General features: G+C 45.8%; 32 protein-coding genes. 27 read left to right on the top strand and 5 right to left on the bottom strand.

Features of this window, described 5'->3' with window-relative positions; all coding sequences use genetic code 11:
* Nucleotide 1 precedes the first annotated feature (1 nt).
* Together NV381_RS22550 and NV381_RS22545 are read right to left on the bottom strand one after the other, a co-directional pair.
* Nucleotides 2-277, bottom strand: a complete 276-nt coding sequence (locus NV381_RS22550; protein ID WP_258215541.1) for a hypothetical protein — start codon at nt 275-277, stop codon at nt 2-4.
* 63 nt (nt 278-340) lie between these two features.
* Nucleotides 341-1,222 (bottom strand): DUF1385 domain-containing protein, encoded by an 882-nt coding sequence (locus NV381_RS22545; protein WP_258215640.1) that lies wholly within the window; start codon nt 1,220-1,222, stop codon nt 341-343.
* Between the two features lie 347 nt (nt 1,223-1,569).
* On the opposite strand from NV381_RS22545, the gene NV381_RS22540 reads away from it, so the two are divergent.
* From NV381_RS22540 to NV381_RS22505, 8 genes are all read left to right on the top strand, one after another.
* Nucleotides 1,570-2,085: a YqhR family membrane protein gene (locus tag NV381_RS22540; protein ID WP_258215540.1), complete on the top strand. Its 516-nt coding sequence runs from the start codon at nt 1,570-1,572 to the stop codon at nt 2,083-2,085.
* Between the two features lie 98 nt (nt 2,086-2,183).
* Nucleotides 2,184-2,630: a type II 3-dehydroquinate dehydratase gene (gene aroQ, locus NV381_RS22535; RefSeq protein WP_258215539.1), complete on the top strand. Its 447-nt coding sequence runs from the start codon at nt 2,184-2,186 to the stop codon at nt 2,628-2,630.
* 2 nt (nt 2,631-2,632) lie between these two features.
* The gene (locus tag NV381_RS22530; RefSeq protein WP_258215538.1) at nt 2,633-3,706 is read left to right on the top strand and encodes a M24 family metallopeptidase; all 1,074 of its coding nucleotides are present in this window, start codon (nt 2,633-2,635) and stop codon (nt 3,704-3,706) included.
* An 80-nt stretch (nt 3,707-3,786) separates the two neighbouring features.
* Nucleotides 3,787-4,350, top strand: coding sequence for an elongation factor P (efp, locus tag NV381_RS22525; RefSeq protein WP_258215537.1), 564 nt, complete (start codon nt 3,787-3,789; stop codon nt 4,348-4,350).
* A 132-nt stretch (nt 4,351-4,482) separates the two neighbouring features.
* Nucleotides 4,483-5,043, top strand: a complete 561-nt coding sequence (locus NV381_RS22520) for a GNAT family N-acetyltransferase (protein WP_258215536.1) — start codon at nt 4,483-4,485, stop codon at nt 5,041-5,043.
* Nucleotides 4,964-5,539, top strand: a complete 576-nt coding sequence (locus NV381_RS22515) for a VanZ family protein (RefSeq protein WP_258215535.1) — start codon at nt 4,964-4,966, stop codon at nt 5,537-5,539. Before NV381_RS22520 ends, NV381_RS22515 begins: the two co-directional genes overlap by 80 nt.
* A gap of 78 nt (nt 5,540-5,617) precedes the next feature.
* Nucleotides 5,618-6,211 carry a histidine phosphatase family protein gene (locus NV381_RS22510; RefSeq protein WP_258215534.1) on the top strand — a complete coding sequence of 198 codons (594 nt, stop codon included), beginning with the start codon at nt 5,618-5,620 and terminating at the stop codon, nt 6,209-6,211.
* 84 nt (nt 6,212-6,295) lie between these two features.
* Nucleotides 6,296-7,552 (top strand): aspartate kinase, encoded by a 1,257-nt coding sequence (locus NV381_RS22505; RefSeq protein ID WP_258215533.1) that lies wholly within the window; start codon nt 6,296-6,298, stop codon nt 7,550-7,552.
* Between the two features lie 36 nt (nt 7,553-7,588).
* On the opposite strand, the gene NV381_RS22500 is transcribed toward NV381_RS22505, so the two are convergent.
* From NV381_RS22500 to NV381_RS22490, 3 genes are all read right to left on the bottom strand, one after another.
* On the bottom strand, nt 7,589-8,053 hold the full coding sequence (locus NV381_RS22500) for a DUF441 domain-containing protein (RefSeq protein ID WP_258215532.1): 465 nt from the start codon (nt 8,051-8,053) through the stop codon (nt 7,589-7,591).
* Nucleotides 8,054-8,121: 68 nt separating this feature from the next.
* On the bottom strand, nt 8,122-8,862 hold the full coding sequence (locus tag NV381_RS22495) for a 2-phosphosulfolactate phosphatase (RefSeq protein WP_258215531.1): 741 nt from the start codon (nt 8,860-8,862) through the stop codon (nt 8,122-8,124).
* A 92-nt stretch (nt 8,863-8,954) separates the two neighbouring features.
* Entirely contained in the window at nt 8,955-9,800 is an 846-nt protein-coding gene (locus NV381_RS22490; RefSeq protein WP_258215530.1) for a phosphosulfolactate synthase, read from the bottom strand.
* Between the two features lie 212 nt (nt 9,801-10,012).
* Here NV381_RS22490 and NV381_RS22485 point away from each other — a divergent pair, with 212 nt between their 5' ends.
* The 19 genes from NV381_RS22485 to NV381_RS22395 all read left to right on the top strand — a co-directional run bounded on the left by NV381_RS22485 (nt 10,013) and on the right by NV381_RS22395 (nt 24,216).
* Nucleotides 10,013-10,279 (top strand): YqhV family protein, encoded by a 267-nt coding sequence (locus NV381_RS22485; protein ID WP_258215529.1) that lies wholly within the window; start codon nt 10,013-10,015, stop codon nt 10,277-10,279.
* An 85-nt stretch (nt 10,280-10,364) separates the two neighbouring features.
* Nucleotides 10,365-11,486 (top strand): stage III sporulation protein AA, encoded by a 1,122-nt coding sequence (gene spoIIIAA, locus NV381_RS22480; RefSeq protein ID WP_258215528.1) that lies wholly within the window; start codon nt 10,365-10,367, stop codon nt 11,484-11,486.
* Complete coding sequence (gene spoIIIAB, locus NV381_RS22475) at nt 11,480-11,998, top strand: stage III sporulation protein SpoIIIAB (RefSeq protein WP_258215527.1); 519 nt, start codon at nt 11,480-11,482, stop codon at nt 11,996-11,998. Before spoIIIAA ends, spoIIIAB begins: the two co-directional genes overlap by 7 nt.
* Nucleotides 11,999-12,047: 49 nt before the next feature.
* Nucleotides 12,048-12,251, top strand: coding sequence for a stage III sporulation protein AC (gene spoIIIAC / locus NV381_RS22470; protein WP_171655920.1), 204 nt, complete (start codon nt 12,048-12,050; stop codon nt 12,249-12,251).
* A gap of 34 nt (nt 12,252-12,285) precedes the next feature.
* The gene (gene spoIIIAD / locus NV381_RS22465) at nt 12,286-12,675 is read left to right on the top strand and encodes a stage III sporulation protein AD (protein WP_258215526.1); all 390 of its coding nucleotides are present in this window, start codon (nt 12,286-12,288) and stop codon (nt 12,673-12,675) included.
* Between the two features lie 34 nt (nt 12,676-12,709).
* On the top strand, nt 12,710-14,005 hold the full coding sequence (gene spoIIIAE, locus NV381_RS22460) for a stage III sporulation protein AE (RefSeq protein WP_258215525.1): 1,296 nt from the start codon (nt 12,710-12,712) through the stop codon (nt 14,003-14,005).
* Nucleotides 14,006-14,037: 32 nt separating this feature from the next.
* A complete protein-coding gene (spoIIIAF, locus tag NV381_RS22455; protein WP_258215524.1) occupies nt 14,038-14,820 on the top strand; it encodes a stage III sporulation protein AF in 783 nt (260 codons plus the stop codon).
* 32 nt (nt 14,821-14,852) lie between these two features.
* Nucleotides 14,853-15,488 (top strand): stage III sporulation protein AG, encoded by a 636-nt coding sequence (spoIIIAG, locus tag NV381_RS22450; protein WP_258215523.1) that lies wholly within the window; start codon nt 14,853-14,855, stop codon nt 15,486-15,488.
* Between the two features lie 107 nt (nt 15,489-15,595).
* On the top strand, nt 15,596-16,420 hold the full coding sequence (locus NV381_RS22445; protein ID WP_258215522.1) for a SpoIIIAH-like family protein: 825 nt from the start codon (nt 15,596-15,598) through the stop codon (nt 16,418-16,420).
* A gap of 124 nt (nt 16,421-16,544) precedes the next feature.
* Nucleotides 16,545-17,060 (top strand): acetyl-CoA carboxylase biotin carboxyl carrier protein, encoded by a 516-nt coding sequence (accB, locus tag NV381_RS22440; RefSeq protein WP_258215521.1) that lies wholly within the window; start codon nt 16,545-16,547, stop codon nt 17,058-17,060.
* Nucleotides 17,061-17,228: 168 nt separating this feature from the next.
* Nucleotides 17,229-18,587, top strand: a complete 1,359-nt coding sequence (gene accC / locus NV381_RS22435; protein ID WP_258215520.1) for an acetyl-CoA carboxylase biotin carboxylase subunit — start codon at nt 17,229-17,231, stop codon at nt 18,585-18,587.
* Nucleotides 18,588-18,778: 191 nt separating this feature from the next.
* Nucleotides 18,779-19,189 (top strand): Asp23/Gls24 family envelope stress response protein, encoded by a 411-nt coding sequence (locus NV381_RS22430; protein WP_258215519.1) that lies wholly within the window; start codon nt 18,779-18,781, stop codon nt 19,187-19,189.
* Between the two features lie 167 nt (nt 19,190-19,356).
* Entirely contained in the window at nt 19,357-19,917 is a 561-nt protein-coding gene (gene amaP / locus NV381_RS22425) for an alkaline shock response membrane anchor protein AmaP (RefSeq protein ID WP_258215518.1), read from the top strand.
* Between the two features lie 14 nt (nt 19,918-19,931).
* Nucleotides 19,932-20,171, top strand: a complete 240-nt coding sequence (locus tag NV381_RS22420; RefSeq protein WP_258215517.1) for a DUF2273 domain-containing protein — start codon at nt 19,932-19,934, stop codon at nt 20,169-20,171.
* Between the two features lie 184 nt (nt 20,172-20,355).
* Complete coding sequence (gene nusB / locus NV381_RS22415) at nt 20,356-20,805, top strand: transcription antitermination factor NusB (RefSeq protein WP_258215516.1); 450 nt, start codon at nt 20,356-20,358, stop codon at nt 20,803-20,805.
* Nucleotides 20,806-20,829: 24 nt separating this feature from the next.
* On the top strand, nt 20,830-21,702 hold the full coding sequence (folD, locus tag NV381_RS22410; protein WP_258215515.1) for a bifunctional methylenetetrahydrofolate dehydrogenase/methenyltetrahydrofolate cyclohydrolase FolD: 873 nt from the start codon (nt 20,830-20,832) through the stop codon (nt 21,700-21,702).
* A 3-nt stretch (nt 21,703-21,705) separates the two neighbouring features.
* Nucleotides 21,706-23,082: an exodeoxyribonuclease VII large subunit gene (gene xseA, locus NV381_RS22405; protein WP_258215514.1), complete on the top strand. Its 1,377-nt coding sequence runs from the start codon at nt 21,706-21,708 to the stop codon at nt 23,080-23,082.
* Nucleotides 23,057-23,314, top strand: coding sequence for an exodeoxyribonuclease VII small subunit (gene xseB / locus NV381_RS22400; protein ID WP_258215513.1), 258 nt, complete (start codon nt 23,057-23,059; stop codon nt 23,312-23,314). Before xseA ends, xseB begins: the two co-directional genes overlap by 26 nt.
* Entirely contained in the window at nt 23,311-24,216 is a 906-nt protein-coding gene (locus NV381_RS22395) for a polyprenyl synthetase family protein (protein ID WP_258215512.1), read from the top strand. The genes xseB and NV381_RS22395 overlap by 4 nt, the downstream gene beginning before the upstream one ends.
* The last annotated feature ends 56 nt before the right edge of the window (nt 24,217-24,272 follow it).

The following is a 24,272-nucleotide window of genomic DNA, read 5'->3' as shown; positions in this document are numbered from 1 at the left end:
TTTAATGATATTTGGGAGGCTCATCCGAGCTTCCCTTATTGCCGTCTATGACGCGAAATGAAGCATTTCTGCTTCGTTTCTCTTTGGTGCGGCTGTAATTTTTGGGGCCTTGCTTGGATTTTCCGATATTTCCCCAGGTGCTTGGCGGGAACTTATACAGCAGAAAGATTACAGCAAACACTGCGATCGGGATAATGAGAGACAATGCTTTGGATGCCAATCCAATTAAGGCTAATCCAAGTATAATATAGGCGGCAATAGGATAACGTTTCTTCATCACGATTTCCTCCCTGGAGTTTCGCGAGCAGCGAAACTTTCTTCATAAACTTCAGCTTTAAGCTTATACTCTTGCTTGTTTATCCAACTCTAACATCCGGTTAAAAGAAGCGATGGACACTTCAACTTGGGAATCATCAGGCTGTTTGGTGGTCAATAGCTGCAGCCATAGACCTGGATAACCAAGGTAACGAAGTACTGGTATGTCGCGAAGCAGGTTAGTGAAACGTAAGACCTCGTACGAAACCCCTATAACAACAGGCAGAAGAATGATCCGCTGCACAATTCTTTGAACAAAGGTATCGTAGGTGAAAAAGGAATAAATAATGACTCCGACTAACACCGTGAAAACGATAAAGCTGCTCCCGCAGCGATAGTGAAGTGTGCTGAATTTCTGTACATTAGCTACAGTCAACTCAACTCCTGCTTCATATGCGCTTATAACTTTATGCTCAGCTCCATGATATTGGAACAGTCTGCGAATCATCGGCGTGAGTGAGATAAAGTATATATAGGCTACGAGCAAAATGATTTTGATAAGTCCTTCGAGCAAGTTGTGTCCGATCTGATTGACGAATAAATTACCGAATAAAACTTGTTCGATAGTAGGCGGGACCAGCGTAAATATAAACTTCCCAAACAGGAAGGATAAAACCCCTACTACAGCGACACCCAGAATCATGGAAATTTTCCCTGTAAAGGATTCCTTCTGCTCTTCTTTGGGCGCTTGTTCCTCACCTTGCTCCTCGGCAAATGTTTCAGCAGAAAAGTTCAAATGCTGCGCACCCTTGGCGCTTGCCTCGACTATGCCGACAATTCCCCGAATGAAGGGTATTTTCTTCAAAGCTTGCACCCAGCCGATTTCCTTCTTTGGCACTTCGAAATAGGCGATGGAATTATCCTTTCGGCGTACGGCCGTGACATGGGTTTTTAGACCTGCAAACATTACTCCTTCGATCACGGCTTGACCTCCGTAAATCGTACATGGCTGCTCATTTTGCGACAACGAATACACCTTCTTTTGATATATATGTGTAGGCTTCACTATTTATTGTATCGGATTCAAAGAGAGAAAGCTACCGCTGGGTATGAAAATAAGGAAGGACCCTGCATTTAAGTTGAGCAAGAAGTATAAGTTTTTATACTTGGCACCGATGCCAGATGGTTGGAATGGCAACTAATACATATCAGCCCTCAGGACAACGTAAAGTTTAGGGTACAAAAAATTGTATATACTAACGTTATTCAGAACATAAACCCATTCAAACATACTGAAAGAAACGGAGGATCGTTATGGCAGCAGAGGGAGAAAAGGGAACCGATAAACGCTCCAATAAATGGACTTTTTCACTGTATATTGGTTTTTTTGCCGGACTGCTGTGGGGAGCAGTGAAAATGGTAGAGCATTATTTTCATTTCACCAGCTTGCCGCCGGGATTTTTGGTGGAGCCTTTTTTCAAAAACAGCTTTCTGCTGACGTGGAAGGGCTATTTGCTCGGTTGGGCGGTTTTTATTTTATTTTCTATTGTGGCTACGCTGCTGTATACCATTTTTCTAGCCAAAGCAGTTGGGCCATGGGTCGGAATTATGTATGGGCTTGCGATCTGGGGGATCATCTTTCTTTTAGTGGGCCCAATAACAGGGATGATGAACTGGATTGCGTTTCTGGATTGGAACACTATACTTACAGAGGCTTGTCTGTTTATGCTTTGGGGATTATTTATTGGATACAGCATAGCCTTTGAATTCAACGATGAAAGTGTTCGTGAACCATTCAGTTCAGGATCGAACAAACCACAGCCGGAATAGGGTCTGGCGTATCTTCATAAAAAATAGTTCTCAAATAGAAGAAAGTTATGGTAAAATATTTTGTACGTGTATTTTAAGGGTATGTGGAGGGTCTGAGTTTGAAGCGGATTTTAGTGTTAAACGGTCCTAATCTAAACATGCTGGGTGTACGTGAGCCCGGTATTTACGGTTCTATTTCGTTAAAGGCCATTGAAGACAACCTTCGAAAGCTTGCGACAGAGCTTGGAATTGAGCTGGAATGCTTTCAATCCAATCACGAAGGGGCCTTGATCGATAAAATTCATGAGGCCTTCGGCACTATGGATGGTATTATTATGAACCCGGGTGCCTTCACGCACTACAGCTATGCACTGCGGGATGCTATCAGTACTGTACAGCTTCCGTTAATTGAAGTGCATATCTCCAATATTCACAAAAGAGAAGCATTTCGTCATGTATCGGTGATTGCTCCTGTTGCACTGGGACAAATTGCAGGATTGGGTGCGGAAGGTTATGAATTGGGCCTTCGCGCTATGGTAAACCACCTCAAGTCATTGGAGGGATAACAATGCAGCAAGCACGATTGGATCGTATCCGGGTTGTCATGCAAGAACAAGGATTGCAAGCACTGCTCATCACCAATGGAGTCAACCGTCAGTACTTGACGGGATTTACCGGCTCGTCCGGATATGTGCTCGTAACTGAAGCCAAAGCTTATCTGCTGACGGATTTTCGTTACATGACTCAAGCGCCAGCGCAGGCTGTTAGCTATGAAGTTGTAGAGCATGCTCCCAAGGCGATGGAGACGGTTCGTGCACTGCTCGCTCAGCTTGGTATCTCTAAGGTTGGTTTCGAGAAATTGGATATGACCTATGGTACTTACCTGTCTACTGCCGAATCGCTGCAAGGAATTGAAATGGTTGCAACAGGCGGGCTTGTTGAGAAGCTGAGATTGGTTAAGGATGCTGCCGAGCTTGATGTTATGAAGGAAGCAGCTGATTTGGCTGACCGAACCTTTACACATATTTTGCCCTTTCTGAAGCCGGGAGCCAAGGAACTGGATATTGCGCTTGAGATTGAGTTTTTCGTAAGGAAGAACGGAGCTGCTTCGACTTCCTTTGAAACCATCGTCGCCTCAGGCGAACGTTCTGCACTGCCGCACGGTAAGGCAAGCGACCGAATCCTGCAAACGAATGAGTTTGTAAAATTGGATTACGGAGCTTACTACAAAAGCTATTGTTCGGACATTACACGAACTGTCGTTCTTGGGAAACCGACGGACAAACACAAAGAAATATACAGCATCGTGCTGGAGGCTCAGCTGACAGCATTGGAGAGAATCAAGCCGGGAATGACGGGCCAACAAGCGGATGCGATTGCCCGCGATGTTATTAAACGTCATGGTTACGGAGATTTTTTTGGCCACGGACTGGGCCATGGGCTTGGCATGGAAATACATGAAGCGCCGCGGCTATCCACCCAAGGGGATGTTGTCTTGACACCAGGAATGACGGTAACGGTCGAACCGGGTATTTATTTGCCTGGCTTTGGCGGCGTACGCATCGAAGACGATATCGTTATTACCGAAACCGGTAACCAGAAATTAACACATTCAAGTAAAGACTTGATTGTGCTTGATTAGTATTACTATTCAGCAGCGTCTGAACTTTTGTCTATGGCAATGGATGCCGTCTGCTCACATTTTTAGGGAGGTATTTTTCAGTGATTTCAGTTAACGAATTTAAAACAGGCTTGACCATCCAAGTAGAACATGATTTGTTCACAGTAATTGACTTTCAACACGTAAAACCAGGCAAGGGTGCTGCATTCGTCCGCTCCAAGCTGAAAAACCTGCGTAACGGAAACACAGTTGAGCGTACTTTTCGTGCTGGTGAGAACGTAGGTCGTGCACATATTGAAAACCGTGAAATGCAATATCTATATGCAAGTGGTACTGAACATACGTTCATGGATACGGAAACTTTCGACCAATTTAGCTTAACAGCTAAGCAACTGGAGTGGGAGCTAAATTTCCTGAAAGAAAACATGATGATCCATATTATGAGCTATCAAGGTGAGATTCTGGGAATTAACCTTCCTAACAGCATCGAGCTGAAAGTAGCTGAGACCGAGCCAGGTATTAAAGGTAATACTGCACAAGGAGCTACGAAGAGCGCTAAGCTGGAAACTGGCTTTAGTGTACAGGTTCCTCTATTTATTAACGAAGGTGATGTACTATTAATTGATTCGCGTGAAGGCAAATACATTTCCCGCGCCAAAGAGTAGTTATTGTCATTTTTTAAATAGTGCAAATAAAAGATTTATACCTGAAAAGCTTGCTGTCAAACAGCTGCCCATAAGGTGTAAATCTTTTTTTTAGGATTAAATTACCGTTACAGAGATGGGGAGGACGAGCATATGATTAGTTATGAAGACGGAGAGCTCGAGCTCCGATTGTGCGAGGTTAAATATGCAGCGCAATTATATGAGCTGGTGAACAATAACCGGGCTCACCTGCGCGAGTGGCTGCCATGGGTGGATAGCACGCGAAGTGCTGCTTATACCCAGATGTTTCTTGAATCCTGTGTGAGACAGCTTGCCGCAAACAATGGATTTAATTGCTTTTTATTTTATCGCGGCGAGCTTGCAGGAAATATAGGGCTGCATTCCATTGATTGGACTCATAGAAAAACTTCCATTGGCTATTGGCTTGCATCAGGTTACGAGGGGAAGGGACTGATGACGAAAAGCTGTCATGCAGTGGTTGATCATTTGTTTGGAGTGATGAAACTAAATCGTGTAGAAATTAAAGCCGGGGAATTGAATGTCAGAAGCAGAGCGATTCCTGAGAAGCTGGGATTTAAGCTCGAAGGGGTTGTCCGGCAGGCTGAATGGCTTTATGATCATTATATTGACCATGCCGTTTACGGTATGCTTGCTCAAGAGTGGAAGCAGAGCAACAGGGCAGTTCTATCTTGAAGCGCCAAAATTTGATATGGAGGGGCCGGTAGGCTTGGATAGAGCTCGATTTCATCAACGGCTGCGGACAGCTGCGTGGTTACTTTTTATTGGATACTCTACTTTTATGATCTACCTGTTGTTTTTTGGCTTTTCCCGTTCTAATCGGTCCGTTCGGATGTATAACATTATTCCCTTCAAAACGATCGCGAATTATATTCAAGAGTATCATCATTACAATTTTGGCATATGGGTCATTAATTTATTTGGCAACGTCGGAGCCTTCATCCCTTTTGGAATCCTCATTCCATGGCTATTCCCTCGTCATATGAAGCCCTTGCACTTGGCGAGTCTTTTTGTGCTGGTTCTAACAGCGGTTGAATCTTTGCAGTTCATCGGTAAAGTAGGCAGCTTTGACGTCGATGATATTTTGTTGAATTTAATCGGTGTGATGATAGGACGAGGTTGTTTTTCATTGATGGTTTGGCTTGGTTTGGTTAAAGGTGCCAGAAAATAGGGTACTAATTAAATAAGGATGTAAGACGAGGTTGATGTGCATAAAATAAAGTAACAACAAGATTAGGGGTGGCGGCATATGGAAATTATTTTTGTTCGTCATGGTCATGGAGAGCATATGGTGCATACACCGGACAGCTACAATGTAGCTGATCCCAAATTGACTCAACAAGGTGAGGAGGAAGCTGCATCATTGAGAGTTACGCTGCCTTTAACGGAGCAGGACGCTGTTATTGCCAGTCCAACTCGATATTCACTCCAGACAGCTCAAGTGTGGTGCTCCGGAACGAATGCAGCACGTTTTATACATCCAGCTATCGGGCCGAGGCAGTTTCCGAATCGCTATGACTTTACAACAATGCCTTGTGATAATACTTTAGAGCCGCCGCGTTTAATTGAGCTGTTCAGCGATTTTTTGCTGCCAAGCGATATTCCTGCCTATTTGTGGCTTCAAGGGATTAATACCGTCCCTACCGTTCTATTTGAAAAATGGGCGGATCAGTTTATAGCTTGGTGTAAAAGGCTGGATAAGACCAGGATACACATTGTAAGCCACGACGGAACGATTGCATCCTATATGGAGTACATACGAAGAGGGAAGCTGAGCCGAGAGGAGCTGCCTGGGCAATCCGGCCAGTCGGGTTCGTTAGGCTGGAAGCCTCTTTCAATATAACAGACATTTTTCTGCTTCAACCTTAGAGGCAGTTATGATATAATGATACATTGTTATGTATTTTTCGGTAGGGAGTGAACAGCTTTGTCTCTTATAGTAATGAAATTTGGCGGAAGTTCCGTTGGTGATGCGGAACGGATGAAGCGCGTGGCTAACCGTGTAGTAGAGACACAAAAAAATGGTCATCAATGCGTTGTTGTTGTCTCTGCGATGGGGGATACGACGGATGATTTGATCGACTTGACGAAGCAGATTAGTACGGAAACGCCTCCGACCAGAGAGATGGATATGCTGTTATCCACAGGCGAGCAGGTATCTGTTGCTTTGCTGTCCATTGCCATACATAGTTTGGGGCAGTCGGCCGTTTCGTATACAGGTTGGCAAGCAGGTATGTATACTGAAGCCGTACACGGAAAGGCAAGAATCACAGATATAAAGCCTGAACGTGTATTGGATGCATTAGGCCAAGGGAATGTGGTTATTGTCGCAGGATTCCAGGGTATGACAGAAGAAGGCGAGATCACGACTTTGGGACGGGGCGGTTCGGATACAACGGCAGTTGCTTTGGCAGCCGCAATAAAAGCGGATGTCTGCGAAATTTTCACCGATGTAGACGGTATTTATTCAACGGACCCGCGTGTGGTTAAATGCGCTCGCAAGCTTCCTGAGATCACGTATGATGAAATGCTGGAGCTTGCCAATTTGGGAGCAGCGGTGCTGCATCCAAGAGCTGTGGAATATGCGAAAAATTATAATGTGCCGCTGGTCGTAAGATCCAGCTTCAACCATAATGCAGGTACGAATGTGAAGGAGGAAGCAGCGATGGAACAAGGAATCGTTGTTCGCGGGATTGCAAGCGATAAGAATGTAGCGAGAATCAGTATTCTAGGAGTAGAAGAAAAACCGGGGCAGCTGGCAAAAGTATTTACGGCTTTGGCCCAAGCGCAAATTGATGTGGATATTATTGTACAAAGCGGCGTTCTTCACGGACTGGCTGACTTCTCCTTTACCGTTGCTTTAACCGATAAAGACAATGCATTGGGAGTCATCGAAGGCATCCGCTCTGAAGTAGGTTTCCGCGAGGTTACTTCTCAAGAGAATTTGGTGAAGGTTTCCATCGTGGGAGCAGGAATGGTGAGCACACCAGGCGTTGCTGCCAAAATGTTTGAAACGATTTCCAACCTGGGCTTAAGCATTAATATGGTTAGCACGTCCGAAATCAAAACTTCCTGCGTTATTGATAACAGCCGCCTGAACGAGGTTATTCAAGCGCTGCATACAGCATATGGCTTGGACACCGATGTGCAAGCATTTGTCGGCGGACCTTCCGACAGACGTTAGTTATCACGGCTTGTCCATTGGCAGGCCCGTCAATATTTACTTTAATTTGTCGAAGACGAATGTAAACAGTTTTAATAAAAAAGCAGTGATTCCCGCTGCCATCAGCGGCCCAACGGGAATTCCCCTTAGAAAGACGATGCCAAAGATCGATCCAATCACCAGACCCACAATTAATTGTGGGTCTATTTTTAATAGAGCCAGTCCTTTACCGTTCATGTAAGTAGCGATTGCTCCCCCGAGCAATGCCAAAATACCGGGCCATGAGGTAAAAACACTAACCACGTCTTTGTAAGAAATCCTTTCACTGGCAAACGGAACCAAAACTCCCATTGTTAGAAACAGTAATCCCAGCTCAAGACCTCTGCGCTCGATAGTCGGAAGGAACCTGTCAAGGCTGATCAGCTTGACAATAAGCAGAACACATGCTGCTGTCGTAATAATGTGGGAGCGTCCGATCAGCCCGATAATGATGAGGACTACGAGTAATATGTCTCCGTACATTTGTAGGACCCCTTGTCTCATTGATTTCTCTCTAAGTGTATGAGGGGGGCATTGATTTAGAACTTGTTTCAGATGAATTGGTTTACTGGCGAGGCCACCAGTTGGCCATCTTGGATGATCGGCACCAGTTGAATTAGATTTAAACGAGAGCAATATATAATGTCGTCAGTAAACCCTAGCTTGCTAAGCCTCTTACCATTAGCGCAATTGAGCAAAGCTTGAGTCATGTTGCCTTGAACTTGTCGGTATGCATACAGCATGCTGAGTCCTAAATCGTTAATTTCAGGCTCTGTACAGCCAGCAGCCTGCAAGGCGGTCTGAAGCTCTTCAATAAGTTGTCCTGCGCAAATCCCGTCTTCAAAAGCGTAAATGTCCTGAGTGCCGGAGCATAGAATTACGATATCCTTCTTTAACGCTGCTGCTTCCTTGGCGCAAGCTTTTCCATTCAACAGCGAGGCGGCAATGATGGTACTCGCTTTGAGCGATTTTTGGATGGATCGGGTTCCATTAGTTGTAGTCATGACAAGATGTTTACCAGTTATTTTATCGTCCATATACTCAAAAGGAGAGTTGCCGAAATCGAACCCGGGAATTTTTTTGCAAGCCCGCTCCCCGCCGAGCAAATAGCCTGGTTGTTGCAGCTGTTTAGCTTGCAATACCGTTTCCACGGGAATGATCGCCCTGCATCCATGAGCTAACGCGGTTAACATTGTACTCGTTGCCCGCAGCACATCGATAACTATCACGGTTTTATTCGCCAAGTCATCCATGCGCGCTTCATTGACGCTGGGAATTACCAGTATTTCCACAAGTGTAACCTCCTAAGGATTTTCCGCAGGAAAAACCAACTTCGTAAGCATTTGCTGGGTTTTCCGCAGAACTTCGTAAGCATTAACTCCATTTACTTGTTTAAATCCTCAATTATCGCAGTCGTTTCCACAGCAGCCGTTCCTACTCCAAAATGCAAGGTGTCAGATCTTAGTCCTCTACGCAGTGCTTCTAGTGATATTAAGTCGTGAGGAGCTATATTGCCGAGATGGATATCAGAGCCTAACATGTTCAGCAAATGAACCTGTTGATCCTTGTGCGGCGCTTCCCATAGTAATAAATCCTTGCTTGGCACCTGCTGAAGTACTTGCTCAATTTCATTGTCTTTACATGCTCCGTTTTCATCGAAGATGCCGACACCTTTACCCGACTCTCGTCCTTCAATCGTAATGAGGCTGGCGCCCAATTCAGCATCGATAATAACCGTCTCAATTAAATCATCAATTTCAATAGACGAACCCCAGCATTTTTTACCGTATTCGGTTATTACCTTGAAGCCCTCTTCTTTAGCCCTCTGAATCAACTCGCTTCGCAAGCCGCGCTCAAGCTGAATCGTACCGTCCGAAATTTCTAATCCGTTAAAGCCTAAGTAGCTGACCATGTCAAAAAAGGCATCAACTTTTCCTTGTTGGATCGCTACCTCCAAGAAAGTACCTCCAGGGTACACCAGGATTTGTTGCGCCTTGGCCATTTCGATTTTTTGCTTAAGCAGCTCCGTCTTATAGAGGGAGGAAGTGCCAAATCCCATTTTTAGCATATCCACATAAGCACCTGCAGTTTGCAAAAAATCATCGAGTGCATGCAGGCCCATGCCTTTATCAATAACCATCGTTTTACCTAGCATTCTCGGTTTGTCCGTTCGTCTGCTTGACGGATCTCTAAGTAGCGGATGCCACTTGAGATGTGATGTTGCCTCCATGATCGATCGCCTCGCGTTTTCTGTTTGTTTAAGTTTCAGTGTCATCATATGCAGCTGGAATTAGTGGTGTGCCCATGATGCCTAAATTTAGCCGGGTTTGCATAGATTGATAGAGAGGCTTGTCAGGAGTTGATTTGCATAGATTCCACCCGCTTTGAAGGTGGCGCAAGATTTGTTAAAGCAAATGCATTAAAGGAGGTGAACAAAAAACGATGTTAAACAAAATCGTGCTGGGCATGGCGTCACTGCGGTTCATGTCCGGCAGCATTGAGATCATAGCGGCGCTGCTCATGCTTCGTTTTAATCAAATTGATAAAGCGCTGATGGTCAATACAGGGCTCGCAATGGTCGGGCCTCTCATTTTGCTGACTACTACAACCATTGGGCTGGCCGGACTTGCAGATAAGCTGTCTTATGGCAAAATGCTCTGGGTGCTGGCTGGAGTGAGCTGTATCTTCATTGGTATTTTGAAAAAGTAAATGGTCATATTTAATTAGTCCAAGCATACATATGAATATTAAAAGTACAAGTATTAATGATGAAGAGCTTGGAGGGATGACAACGATGCAATCGCTACTCCAGCTTTTTTCTGTCCCTTTGCGACAAAGACTAGCAACTCTACCAAAGCATGTTATGCAGGAATTACAAGAGATCAGGGTTCGGGAGCTGAGACCGTTAGAAATCGCCTGGGGGCGCAGCTACGGATTTGTATCCCGACAATCCGGACTGTGTGAGGATCCGGCTGCGGCCTACCTGCCGACTCGAGAAGACTGTGCAGCGCTTTTGGAAATGCTGACCATGCACTCTCTGTACACCTTCGAGGAGGAGCTTCGCAGAGGTTATATTACCGTAACCGGAGGCCACAGGGTGGGACTAGCGGGGAGGACAGTGCTTGAGCATGGAAAGGTAAAGCATCTGAAGGATATTACCGGTTTCAATATCCGCATTGCAAAAGAACATAGAGGTGCGGCGGTAAAGGTTCTTCCTTATTTGTTGGATCAACAGCAGGAACATAGAGCGATTCATCACACCTTGGTCGTCTCGCCACCTCAGCAGGGCAAGACAACGCTAATACGGGATTTAGCACGAATCGTAAGCAACGGTCCGGCAATCAGGGAGGGGAGCTTCATGCACAGGGGGTACAAAGTGGGCATCGTAGATGAGCGTTCAGAAATTGCGGCCTGCGTCAAAGGTGTTCCTCGTTTTGAACTGGGTCCACGTACGGATGTGCTTGATGCTTGCCCCAAAGCGGAAGGGATGATGATGCTGATACGCTCTATGTCCCCTGAGGTGCTTATTGTCGATGAGATTGGCCGAAGTGAAGATGCAGCCGCTATACACGAAGCGGTTCATGCAGGCATTAGAGTAATCGCTACAGCACATGGCATGGATTACACGGATGTAATAAAACGTCCGGTCTTGCATGAGATGCTTGCCGAAGGTGTCTTTAGCCGGATTGTAGTACTGGGCAATCGGAATGGTGTTGGAACCTTGCTAGGCGTTTATGATGCTCATGGATGTCCGGTGCTCCTGAAATCCGAGCTTTTAACACCCGCTGGATCCGTCCAAGCCTCATGGAAGGAAGAGAGAGGCAGCCCACCCCCACCGGTAGCCATCGACTGGACAGGGAATCACACTTTGCTGCAAGGGCAGCTTCTGTCCAAGAAGCAGGAACCCTTATGTTGAAGCTGCTGGGTGCAATGCTGATCCTGCTTGCCGCTACCTTGTTTGGTTTTTATCAAGCTCAGCAGTATGCGCGGCGGCCGAAGCAGATTGGTGATCTTATACGGGCTCTCCAAAGGCTGGAAACCGAAATTATTTACGGGTCGACGCCACTGCCCGATGCACTGCTGCAAGTGGCAAAAACTTGCCCTCCACCCATTCATCTGATCTTCCGGCATGTAGCCGAAGAATTAACGAGAGCAGGAGGGCGTTCGGTTCAGTCGATTTGGCAGCAGACGGTTTCGTCAGATTGGAGGCATACCTCGATGAAGCCGGGTGAACAGGATATATTTCGCCAACTGGGCTTTACTCTAGGTTTGTCGGATGGAGCAGATCAAGTGAAGCATCTTCGATTGACGGTGCAGCAGCTGCAAAGTGAGTTGGAAACCGCTCAGGAGGAGCGCAAACGGTACGAAAGCATGTGGAGGACTCTGGGGCTCCTGATGGGCGCGCTTATAGTCATCCTGATGTATTGAATTAACTTGGGCAGTAAAGTGCTTTGAGGCTGGAGGTGAGGTGCCACGAATGAATGTAGATGTGAACGCGATATTCCAAATTGCCGGAATTGGCATTATTATCGCGATGATCCATACCGTCCTGAAGCAAATGGGCAAAGAGGACATGGCACATTGGGTTACGGTAATCGGATTTGTTGTCGTTTTGTTCATGGTCGTAAGATTGCTTGATAACTTATTCAAAGAGATCAAAACCATTTTCTTGTTCCAGTAGATTATTCTCCGAATTACAGGAGAGGTGAACCGTCTTGGAGATTATACAAATCGTAGGCTTGGGCCTTCTTGCCACCGTGCTGGTCCTGATCATCAAAGAGCAGAAGCCAATGTTTGCCTTCCTGCTCACTGCCTTTACGGGTATCACCATATTTTTATTTCTGATCGGCAAAATCTCGTCTGTCATTCAAGTGCTCGAGGATCTGGCGCTTAAAGCCAACATCAATATGATTTTTCTGAAAACGATACTTAAAATTATCGGCATAGCCTACATTGCAGAGTTCGGCGCTCAAATTGTAAGGGATGCGGGACAAGAGTCCATTGCTTCCAAAATCGAGCTTTCCGGCAAAATTTTAATTATGGTTATGGCCATCCCTATCGTATCCGTCATTATCGAAACGGTAGTCAAGCTTTTGCCGGCATAAACCTTTAGAAGAAAAAGACGGAGGATACCAGGAGATGAAGCATTGGACCCCGCTCAAGCTGCTGAACCCGTTAACAAAGTTCCATCCCTCCGGTTCTATGAACGAGCGTGCTTGGCAAGCTAAAGGCTACCTCAAGCAAACGCTGTTGCTATTATTATTTACGGTCTACTGCTTCACCTTCGGTGCTCCTGGATTCATAGCAGGTTATGGTCCAACTGTGCAAGCTTACGCTGCTACACCTGTAGAGCAAATTATTCAGGAGCAAGCTGACAGGCTGCAGACGGATCAGGTGGAGCAGTATTGGAATCAATTGATGAAGAAGTATGGGGGATATTTTCCGGATAGCAAAACCCCGACATTCGCCGAGCTGCTTGCAGGAGCCAAGGATTTTAAAATGAGTTCCATTTTTTCGGGCATATTTCTTTATTTTTTTCATGAGCTCTTATATAACGGCAAGCTTCTTGCTTCGATAGTTATTTTAACCATTTTCAGCATGCTGCTGGAGACGCTTCAAAGCTCCTTCGAGAAAAATACAGTGAGCAAGGTTGCTTATGCAATTGCTTTTATGGTGCTGATGATAATGGCCATCAATAGTTTCAGCGTAGCGATCGGATATGCCAATGGCGCTATATCGGACATGATACACTTCATGGTTGCTGTCATTCCGCTGCTGCTGACCTTGCTGGCATCGATGGGGAATATCGTCTCGGTTTCTGTGCTTCACCCATTGATCGTGTTCATGATTCATGCAGTAGGAACCGCCATTTATCTCGTAGTATTTCCGCTGTTGTTTTTCTCGGCCGTGCTCCATATAGTCAGCTCCTTGTCGGATAAATACAAGGTAACGCAGCTTGCCAATCTTCTTCGAACGGTTAGCGTAGCCTGCCTGGGTGTGTTCGTCACCGTGTTTCTGGGGGTTATATCGGTTCGTGGTGTAGGAAGCGCGGTAGTTGATGGAGTTACGATAAGGACGGCCAAGTATATTGCGGGAAATTTTGTTCCCGTAGTAGGGAGAATGTTCTCGGATGCTTCAGAGACCGTTATCGGAGCTTCCTTACTTGTGAAAAATGCGGTTGGACTGGCCGGAGTGGTGATCATAATTATGCTTTGCGCTTTTCCAGCTTTGAAAATAATGGCGTTAGCCTTGATATACAATTTGTCAGCCGCAATTATGCAGCCGCTTGGAGATAATCCGATGATCGCCTGTTTGGAAACAATCGGTAAAAGCATGATTTATGTATTTGCAGCTCTCGCCATAGTCGGATTAATGTTCTTTCTTGCTCTTACGATCTTAATTACGGCAGGAAATTTGTCAGTAATGATGCGGTAGGCTGCAGATTTACGGAAAGGAGCGGTTTGCAATTGGATTGGCTGGGCAGTTGGCTCAAATCAATTATTCTGATTATTTTGCTGGCTACGTTTGTGGACATTCTTCTCCCGAATCAGACCATGCAGCGTTATGTAAAAACGGTTATGAGCCTTTTTATTCTGCTGACTCTTCTGCAGCCCCTGCTGTCATTATTTCAAAAGAATGCTTCCATAGACAGCATGCTGGCGGATGCTGAAGCCATGTTTAAAGGTTCAAATGACAAAAGCGTGCTTTCGGCATTCAGTCCAAAGCAAGGGGGAGCGGCTGACATGCAGACGCTGGACAGCATTGAGCGGCAGGCTGCGCTGCTTAAAACGAGGCAGGAGCAACAATCCCAAAGCTTGGCGCAGCAGCAGGTCAGTGAATTGATGAAAAGAAATATCGAGCAAACCACTGGCATGATGGTAACGAACCTGAATGTTGAGATTGCGAAAGATATGAGCGGTCAGATGCAGATCAGCAAAGTATACGTGCAAGCGAGTGTGCCTTCCAAGTCAACGGGGGTCAAACAAACGACCGCCGCTCCTGTCAAACCAATAACTGTAGAACCGGTTAAGAAAATTGACATTACGATTGAACCTAAATCAGAGGCTGTTTTTGGAGGCAATAAGGACAAGGTTGACGAGAGTGCTAACGGAATTGCAGGCAAGACCACAAGCACGGTAAATACTCAAGAGCAAACACAAATCAAAATGCTTCTGAACAAAGACTGGCAGGTTCCATTGGAGCGTATTACGGTTGAAATTGCAGCTTCAAGCGGCAAGGCCGATTACTGAACCAATAAAGCTTATGCCGGGGAGGTGACCTGATGGGGGCTATGATGAAATGGTTGGAGCAATGGTTTAGCGGCGGACCGGGTGGAACGAAGCGAATTGCAACGTTTCGCTGGCTGTTGCTGCTAGGCTTGGTGGGAGCTGCGTTTATGATTCTCAACTCCTACGTAACAGTGAAGGATGTTGATCCCATTGGTGTAGGGAGGGCGTCCCCTCCTGCTGCTGATAAGCCGGCTTTCGGCAGCTCGGTAAGCAAAGAGCGGAATACGTTCCGGGAATATGAGGAGGCTTACCAGCTGCAGTTAAAGGAGATTTTAACCAAGATTGTTGGTGTAGGCGAAGTGGAAGTGCTGGTTACTATTGAGTCCACTGAGGAGATCATGGTGGAACGTAATTCGAAGGATTCACAGCAAGTAACCAATGAGAAGGACCAACACGGAGCAACCCGCCATATTACCGATGTTTCCAGGAGCGGGGAAGTGGTTTTGTACGAAGTGTCAGGAGGTAAGCAGCCGTTGGTTGTAAAGACCATTAAACCGAAAATCAGGGGGGTTTTGGTTGTAGCGAAAGGCGCTGAAAATTTGACTGTGAAAAAAATGATTACTGAGGCTGTGGAGCGCGGTTTGGATGTGCCGGCTAATCGCATCTCCATTCTTCCTAGAAAGCAGTAGGGATCGATAAAATCCCAATCACAAAATTTTGAAAGACATTTTACAAAAAAAGCATGAATGGTTGACGAAGCAAGTTTTCTATGAAAACTCTAAGGAGGAATTTGAATATGAATTCGAAAAGGCAAACAATCTGGCTGGTTTCTATGTTGAGTTTAATGGTTGTGCTCTCCGCTTACTATCTTTTTACCGAGGACGTCAATAACTTGCAATTTGGTTCCAACCAAACGACCAAGTCAACCGGTACTGTAAGTACAACGAGCCCCAGCGCTAAAGAAATTGTTGTGAACACCAATGATCTGAATGTCAATCCAACTCCATCTGGCGCTCAAACGGATAAGAAAGCAAGTGCTGCCACAACTCCAGAAGCCAAACAGCCGACTGCGACCCCGGTTAAGCCTGAACAAAAAGAGAGCAGCATTAAAACAGAGACCAATAAAGATACCCAATCTAATGCCTCTCAGACAGGGGGCAAAACCGCTGCTGCAGCAGATACAAAAGCTGCACAGCCGACGGCCAAAACCGATACTCAAGTAAGCGCAGCTGACGCCAAAGTATTGCAGCAAGTAATGACTCAGGCCAAATCAGGGACAGACTATTTCACTAGCATTGGCCTTAAGCGAAATGAAGATTTGGCTAAGCAAACGGAAAAGTGGTTAACGATTATCTCCGACCCTAAGCAAACAGCCGAAGCGGCAGCTAATGCTGAAGCCGAGCTTAGAAAGATTCAGGATAATGAAGCGAAGGTGACCAGCCTCGAAGAAACGTTGATGAAGGAATTCCCGCAAGCGGTCATTACTGAAGAATCCAGCAAGTGGAAGATAACCGTTCAAAGCAATAAGCTGGAGAAAAGCCAGGCGGTTAGCATCATAGAAAAGGTAATGAACGAAATGAATGTCGGCGCTGAAAAAATTGTCGTTCAATATGTTCCTTAAGCTGTATAATTCAATATAGGCAACAGAAAAAAAGAGTCCGGACAAACTGGACTCTTTCCATTTCTTTTCTATGTGTTATAATAACAACGTTATTGTTTCACCTATTGTTGAAGGAGTGAATCTTGTGTTTAAACTAAGCGAAATTAAAGAACTAATCAAACTAGTGGATCAAACCTCTTTGCAAGAGTTAGAAATTGAAAGCGAAGGCTCTCGCCTTATGATTCGTAAACCCAATAAAACCGAACAGGTTGTAGTAAGCGCAGCGCCGTACCAGCAATCGTTTCAACCGATTGTATCCCAGCAGCAGCCTGCTTCCTTCGTTGGCGGACAAGCTCCTCAAACTGCAGAAGCCAGTCATGCAGCAGCAGCTGCCGATAAGGCGGCAGCAATGGAAGCCAACCTACATAGAATCGTCTCGCCAATGGTAGGTACATACTATGAATCACCTTCGCCAGGCGCTCCGGAGTTTGTGTCCAAAGGCAGCCAGGTGAAAGAGAAGTCCGTCGTTTGTATTATTGAAGCAATGAAGCTTATGAATGAGATCGAAGCTGAAATTAAAGGTGAAATTGTCGAAGTGCTTGTGGAAAATGGACAATTAGTAGAATATGGCCAGCCGTTATTCCTGGTGAGACCGGAATAATTGTTGGAGATCATAAATCAATCCATTAAATAAAGCCTGTACATACGTTGCAAGTTTCGTTCAAGTGAAACTTAAGTAACGCTTATGAAGTGAACTTTCCTTCGGAAAGTTCAGCCTATGCTTTCGTAGTAAGTTCGCTCAAGCGAAACTCTTAGGAGGAATATCCAATTGAAGTTTCAAAAAGTATTAATTGCCAATCGCGGTGAAATTGCTGTCAGAATCATTCGCGCTTGCCGTGAATTAGGCATATCTACCGTTGCGATATATTCGGAAGCCGATAAGGAAGCGCTGCATGTGCGTCTTGCTGATGAAGCCTATTGTATCGGCCCCGTACTTTCCAAAGACAGCTATTTAAATTTGACTAACATTATGAGTGTAGCTACATTAACGGAAACCGATGCGATTCACCCGGGTTATGGTTTTTTAGCTGAGAATGCAAACTTCGCAGAAATATGTGAAAGTTGTAATATAACGTTTATCGGACCATCACCGGATGCAATAAGCCGTATGGGAGATAAGGCGGTTGCCAAGCAAACGATGAAGGAAGCCAATGTTCCTGTCATTCCAGGCTCGGACGGGCTTGTCGAGGATTTGGAGGAAGCGGTGCGTATCAGCCGTGAAATCGGATATCCTGTCATTATTAAAGCTACGGCCGGAGGCGGTGGCAAAGGGATTCGAATTGCTGAAAATGAGGAAATGCTCATCCAGCAAATCACCACAGCTCAGCAGGAAGCTCAGAACGCATTCGGTAATGCTGGCGTATATCTTGAAAAATATTTGACTGGCATGAAGCATGTGGAAATTCAAATATTAGCTGATAAGCATGGCAATGTAGTGCATTTGGGAGAGCGTGACTGTTCAGTTCAGCGGAGACGCCAGAAGCTGGTTGAGGAAGCACCATGCCCGATATTGACTCCGGAAATCCGTGCACAAATGGGCGATGCTGCTGTACGCGCTGCTAAATCCGTTTCTTATTCAGGAGCAGGAACCTTGGAGTTTTTACTTGGTACGGACGGACAGTTTTATTTTATGGAAATGAACACCCGGATACAGGTTGAGCATCCAGTAACCGAGCTCATCACAGGTATAGATATCATCAAGGAAATGATCCGTGTTGCAGAAGGAGAGCCTCTATCCTTTACTCAAGACGAAGTGAAGATCGATGGGTGGGCTATCGAATGCAGGATTAACGCTGAGGATTCCAATCGCAATTTCATGCCTTCAGCCGGTCAAATTCAATTTTATCTGCCGCCAGGTGGATTCGGTGTAAGGGTTGACAGTGCTGCTTATCCAGGCTACACGATCACGCCTCATTATGACTCTATGATCGCTAAGCTGATCGTTTGGGGTAAAGACCGTAATGAAGCTATTCAACGAATGAAGCGCGCCCTATCCGAATTTTCTGTTGAAGGCATCCATTCTACCATTCCATTTCATCTGAAGCTTTTAGAACATAAGAAGTTTATTGCTGGCGATTTTGACATCAAGTTCTTAGAAGAGCATGATGTGAACGATCCTGAATCATAAACTGACAATTTGTCAAGTTTTTAGGATAATGATATAGTATATAGACTAAGACAAGTTTTGCGTGACTCGCGCATATCCATAATAGAGGTTGGTTAAAAGTCCGCTTTACTAACGAAGTAGAGAAGAAGATTTATCTATTAGGATTAGTTGCGATGCAATAATTTCGTAAAACTTCCAAGGAGGCTCCGATTATGACGATCATTGCTGCGGATTATGAGAAAACCGATATTGGCACGATTCAGATAGCACCCGAGGTTATTGAAATCATTGCTGGGATGGCTACAGTTGAAGTTCCAGGTGTTGCCGGTATGAGCGGTGGATTTGCAGGCGGTATCGCGGAATTGCTGGGACGCAAGAACATGTCCAAGGGTGTAAAGGTAGACGTTGGACAACGTGAGGCTGCTATTGATGTGTCGATCGTTATTGAATTCGGAACCAGAATCCCTGAGGTAGCGTCCGGCGTTCAACAAAATGTTAAACATGCGATTGAATCGATGACAGGGCTAAGTGTAGTTCAAGTGAATGTACATATTCATGATGTCATTTTCAAAGGTGCGGAGAAAGTAGAAGAAGTAGAAGCATCACCAAATCGAGTCAAGTAAACAAGGATGGATAAACGGCTTTGCCGTCCTCACGGGACGCGCAACGTTTGTCAAGGTTGATGTATTGAAAGCATACCCTTATGCCTTCTAATCAACTAAATAAACGTTTGGCTAACCCCCTTCAAGTTGCAAGGGGGTTTCCTCTAATTTGGAAGGAGTCCGGTTTCGTGGTTAAAGTTCTAGATAGATTGCTTCTATTTATTTTTAGCTTGGTTGTTCTCATTGCAGCTTGTACTCTTCTTGTTTGCGCATTTGGTTGGATTTCATTTGAGCGTGTTGGCTCCTTTGCTTATAATGTTTATTATGACTTAAATACCGCGCTTCCCTTCATTACCTTAACGGTCGTGGTTGCTGTGGTCAGTATCCGTTTTCTGTATGTCGCAGTGCGCAGAGGCAGAGCGAATGCCCCTTCTATCGATCAGCGTACAGATTATGGCGATATTCGAATTTCCATAGAAACAGTAGAAAACCTTTCATTGAAGGCAGCGAAACGTACCCGCGGCGTGAAGGATTTGAAGGCGCGTGTGCGAGTGAGCCCTGCTGGGTTGGAAATTATTATTCGTGCTATTGTTGATGGGGAAAGCTCGATTCCACTATTAACGGAAGAGATGCAGTCCGGCGTCAAAAATCATATTGAAGAAATTACCGGCATTCCGGTTGCAGTCGTTACTGTATTTGTAGCAAACATTCAACAATCAGCACCTACTTTTAAAAGTAGAGTGGAATAGAGGTGAGCTCCATCATGTGGATTCAACTGTGGGAACATCTTTGGGAGAGGCACAGGGGCAAAACCTTGGGCGCAGCCACGGGTGTTCTGCTTGGACTCATCTATTTGATTTGCGGTTTGTGGGATATGTTAATCTTTGTCCTAATCGTATATACTTGTTATAATATAGGGAAAAGAATCGAACGGGGCGATACGCCTGTTCCCATTCAACAGTTTTGGCGTTGGTTATTGGACAAATGGAGATTGTTAAGATGAATTGACAACTGACACGGCTGCACGTGTGAAGCAGTTGCAATGAAAATCCCTGGTTCGAATCCAAGGATTTTTTTCATGTTTATGAGGAAGAACTTATGAAGAATTGTTGTAACAGGCAAAACTCAGCTAAAAGCTTACGATGCAAGTTTCGCTAAAGCGAAACTCTTAGGAGGAAACACAAAGAATGAGAAGAAGATTGGCAAGGGAACTGGCGGTTCAAAGCCTGTACCAAATGGAAATGAACGAGGTTAATATGGTTGAGGCAATCGGTATTGTGGTGGAAGAAGCACAGACGGACGACGAGGCCCAACTAACCCAAACGAAGGATACTATCGCTCTTGAGGAAATTAGTGAGCTTGTTGAAGGAACCTACTCGAACAAGGAACAGATAGACAAGCTGCTGCTGGATTACTTAAAGGGCTGGAAGATGGACAGGCTGTCCCGGGTTGATCGTGAAATCCTGCGATTGGCAACCTACGAAATGGTCTACCGCAATGATGTGCCGCCTAAGGTTGTTGTAAATGAAGCCATCGAATTGGCCAAGCATTTTGGAACAGATGAATCGGGTAAGTTTGTTAATGGAGTACTTGGAAAAATGATCAAGGAACTTGAAGAAATCAAAGCCAAAAGCTAACAATCCGGATGAGGGGGCATCATCATGTCAGCACAAGTCATTAATGGGAAAGAAATTGTCAGCGCCTATCGTACTCAAATTAAAGAAGAAGTAGCAATTCTGACACAGCAAGGTGTACAGCCTGGCCTGGCGGTCGTTCTGGTCGGGGAGGACCCGGCTTCCCAAGTATATGTACGCAACAAAGCGAAGGCCTGTGAAGAAGCAGGAATTTATTCCGAGGTTCATACTTTGGAAGCAGCTACTGAGGAATCCGATGTACTACAATTAATTGAACAGTTAAATCAGAATCCTAAAATTCATGGGATTTTAGTACAATCCCCACTACCCAAGCATATTTCCGAAGAAAAAATTGTAGAAGCAATCGCTGTACACAAGGATGCGGATTGTTTTCATCCGGTTAACGTCGGAAATTTGATGATCGGTAAAGAAGGTCCTGCGCCTTGTACGCCAGCTGGTGTCATCGACATTCTAAAAAAAATCGGTGTTGAAATAGCAGGTAAGCATGCAGTAGTAATCGGACGAAGCAACATTGTTGGCAAACCGATGGCGATTTTATTGTTAAGAGAGAACGCGACCGTTACCGTATGTCATTCCAGAACAGCAAATATGGCGGATATTACACGTCAAGCAGATATTTTGATCGCAGCGGTGGGCAAACCCAAGATGGTGAAGCGCGAGCATGTAAAACCTGGCGCAATTGTTGTCGATGTTGGAATAAATCGTCTGGATACGGGCAAGCTGGCTGGTGACGTTGATTTTGACGATGTGCTGGATGTAGCTAGCTACATAACGCCGGTTCCGGGTTGTGTAGGTCCGATGACGATAACCGTATTGTTAAGAAATACGCTGGAAGCGGCTAAGCGTGCGGCAGCGTTGCAGTCTGCAGCAAACCGGTAAGCCATGAAGGATCAGCGAATATTTTCCATCAAAGATGTAAATCGATACATAAAAATGCGGCTGGAGACCGATAACGTGCTCCAGGATGTGTGGGTGCGCGGGGAAATATCCAACTTCACTCATCATTCCAGCGGACATATGTATTTTACACTAAAGGATGCGGACAGCCGCTTGAAAAGCATTATGTTCGCTTCACACAACCAGCGTCTAGGCTTTATCCCGCGGGAAGGCACCAAGGTGCTGGCTTGCGGGAATATTTCCGTCTATGAGCGGGATGGCCAATACCAATTTTATGCAACGCAAATGCAGCCTGATGGGATTGGCAGCTTGTATCTGGCTTTCGAGCAGCTAAAGAAAAAGCTTGAGGGAGAGGGATTATTTGCAGCTCAACGCAAAAGACCGCTCCCTCGCTACCCCAAAGCTATCGGTGTTATTACCTCGCCAACTGGAGCAGCAGTCCGGGATATTATTATAACGCTGCAGCGTCGCTATCCCAATGTGCCGGTGCAGCTATACCCGGTGCTGGTTCAAGGGAACCAGGCGGCTCCTGCGATTGTCAAGGCGATCGAAGCGATGAATGCAATGAACGAAGTGGATGTGCTGATTGTTGGCAGGGGCGGCGGCTCTTTAGAAGAGCTGTGGGCTTTTAACGAGGAAACAGTTGCACGCGCTATCTTTGCCTCGCTTATTCCGGTCATTTCTGCAGTTGGTCATGAAACGGACTTCACGATAGCGGATTTCGTAGCTGATCTTCGAGCAGCTACCCCAACAGCAGCAGCTGAGCTGGCGGTGCCTCATTATCAGGAGCTGAAGCAGCAGCTTGGATACTTCAAGCAGCAGCTGTACGGGGGGCTGTCCAATCAGTTGGACAGAAGCCGTGAACGCTTAAACAGGCTGCAGCGTTCGCCGGTTCTGACCAATCCGCGCAGGCAGCTGCTTATTCAGCCGATGGAGCGGCTGGACCGGACGAAAGAGCAGCTCGCCTACAAGCTGCGCGGGCGTCTTGCTAAGCTGCAGGAGCAGCGAATGAAGCTTGACCGGCGGATCTCTTCGTTTAATCCGAAGGAGCAGGCTGGCTTCGCCAAGCGGCGGCTGGGCACTTCAGTGCGGCAGCTGCAGCAAGCGATGCAGACGGCTAAGAAGCACAAGCAGCAGGATCTGTTAGCGGCCATCCGGCAACTGGATGCACTGAGCCCATTGAAAGTAATGCAGCGGGGTTATAGTCTCGTTTATGACGAGAAGGAACAGCAGTTAATTAAGTCCATACAACAGGTGCAGCTTGGGGATGTGTTGAAGCTCAGGTTGATGGATGGCAATGTGGATTGTCATGTGTGGTCAATGGAGGAGAAGCAAAATGACAAAACAGGAAACGACGCCTAGCTTCGAGCAGGCGATGGATAAGCTGGAGCAGATCGTTGCTCAGCTGGAGAGCGGGGACGTACCCTTGGAACAGGCGATTGATCTGTTTCAAGAAGGGATGAAGCTTTCCCAGCTATGCGGTCAAAAGCTGGAACAGGTTGAACGAAAGATTGAAATTCTAATGGAGCAAGAGGGCGGACTTGTGAAGAAGCCGTTCAACCCTGCAACTGACGAGAAGGGTGAAGTCAAATGAGTACCGAGTTAACGATCAAACAGTATATAGAAGACAAAGCAGCGCGGATCGAAGCTGATCTTATGGAATCGCTGCCTGCAATCTGGAGCATTCCGGACACGCTTAGAGAATCTATGATGTATTCTTTAATGGCAGGCGGCAAGCGGCTTCGTCCTACCTTGGTTTTGGCAACAGTAGAAGCTCTGCGGGGCAGCACAGAAGCGGCTATGCCTGTTGCCTGCGCGATAGAAATGATTCATACCTATTCGCTAATTCACGATGATCTGCCAGCCATGGATAATGATGATTATCGTCGCGGGAAGCTGACCAATCATAAAATATACGGTGACGCAATGGCAATTTTAGCGGGAGATGCGCTGTTGACCCATGCGTTTTATTCTATTGTTCAATCCTACCGTGCGTTTGAGGTACCAGCTGAACAAATAGTCGAGATTATTGAGGATTTATCCAAGCTGGCAGGTGCTTCGGGAATGGTGGGCGGCCAAGCTGCTGATATGCAAGGGGAGCAAGGCATCACAAAGCTGGAGGAATTGGAGTACATCCACATTCATAAAACAAGCGATTTGATCGTATTTTCCCTTAAGGCGGGAGGTCATTTAGCCGGAGCAACTCCGAAACAACTGCAAGCCTTGGAGAAGTATGGATATAATATTGGACTTGCCTTTCAAATTCAAGACGACATTCTTGATTTAATCGGTGATGAGAAGAAAATAGGCAAGCCGGTAAAAAGCGATGAGAAACAGCAAAAAGTGACCTACCCTTATTTTGTGGGGATAGAAGCTTCACAGGAAAAAATCCGGCAATTAACGGAGCAAGGTAAACAAGCCATTGAAAATGCGCATTTTCCTAATCCCGACAGACTGCTGCAGCTTGCTGATTTTTTGACTAAAAGAGACCATTAAATGGCTATTTGTATAACTTTTGTATCGTACTATCATTGAGTGGCATCCTTCTCTAT

The sequence above is a fragment of the Paenibacillus radicis (ex Xue et al. 2023) genome (assembly GCF_024722015.1).
Taxonomy (GTDB): domain Bacteria; phylum Bacillota; class Bacilli; order Paenibacillales; family NBRC-103111; genus Paenibacillus_S.
Note: the sequence above shows the minus strand (reverse complement) of the source record. Positions and strands in the feature narration are given on the sequence as shown.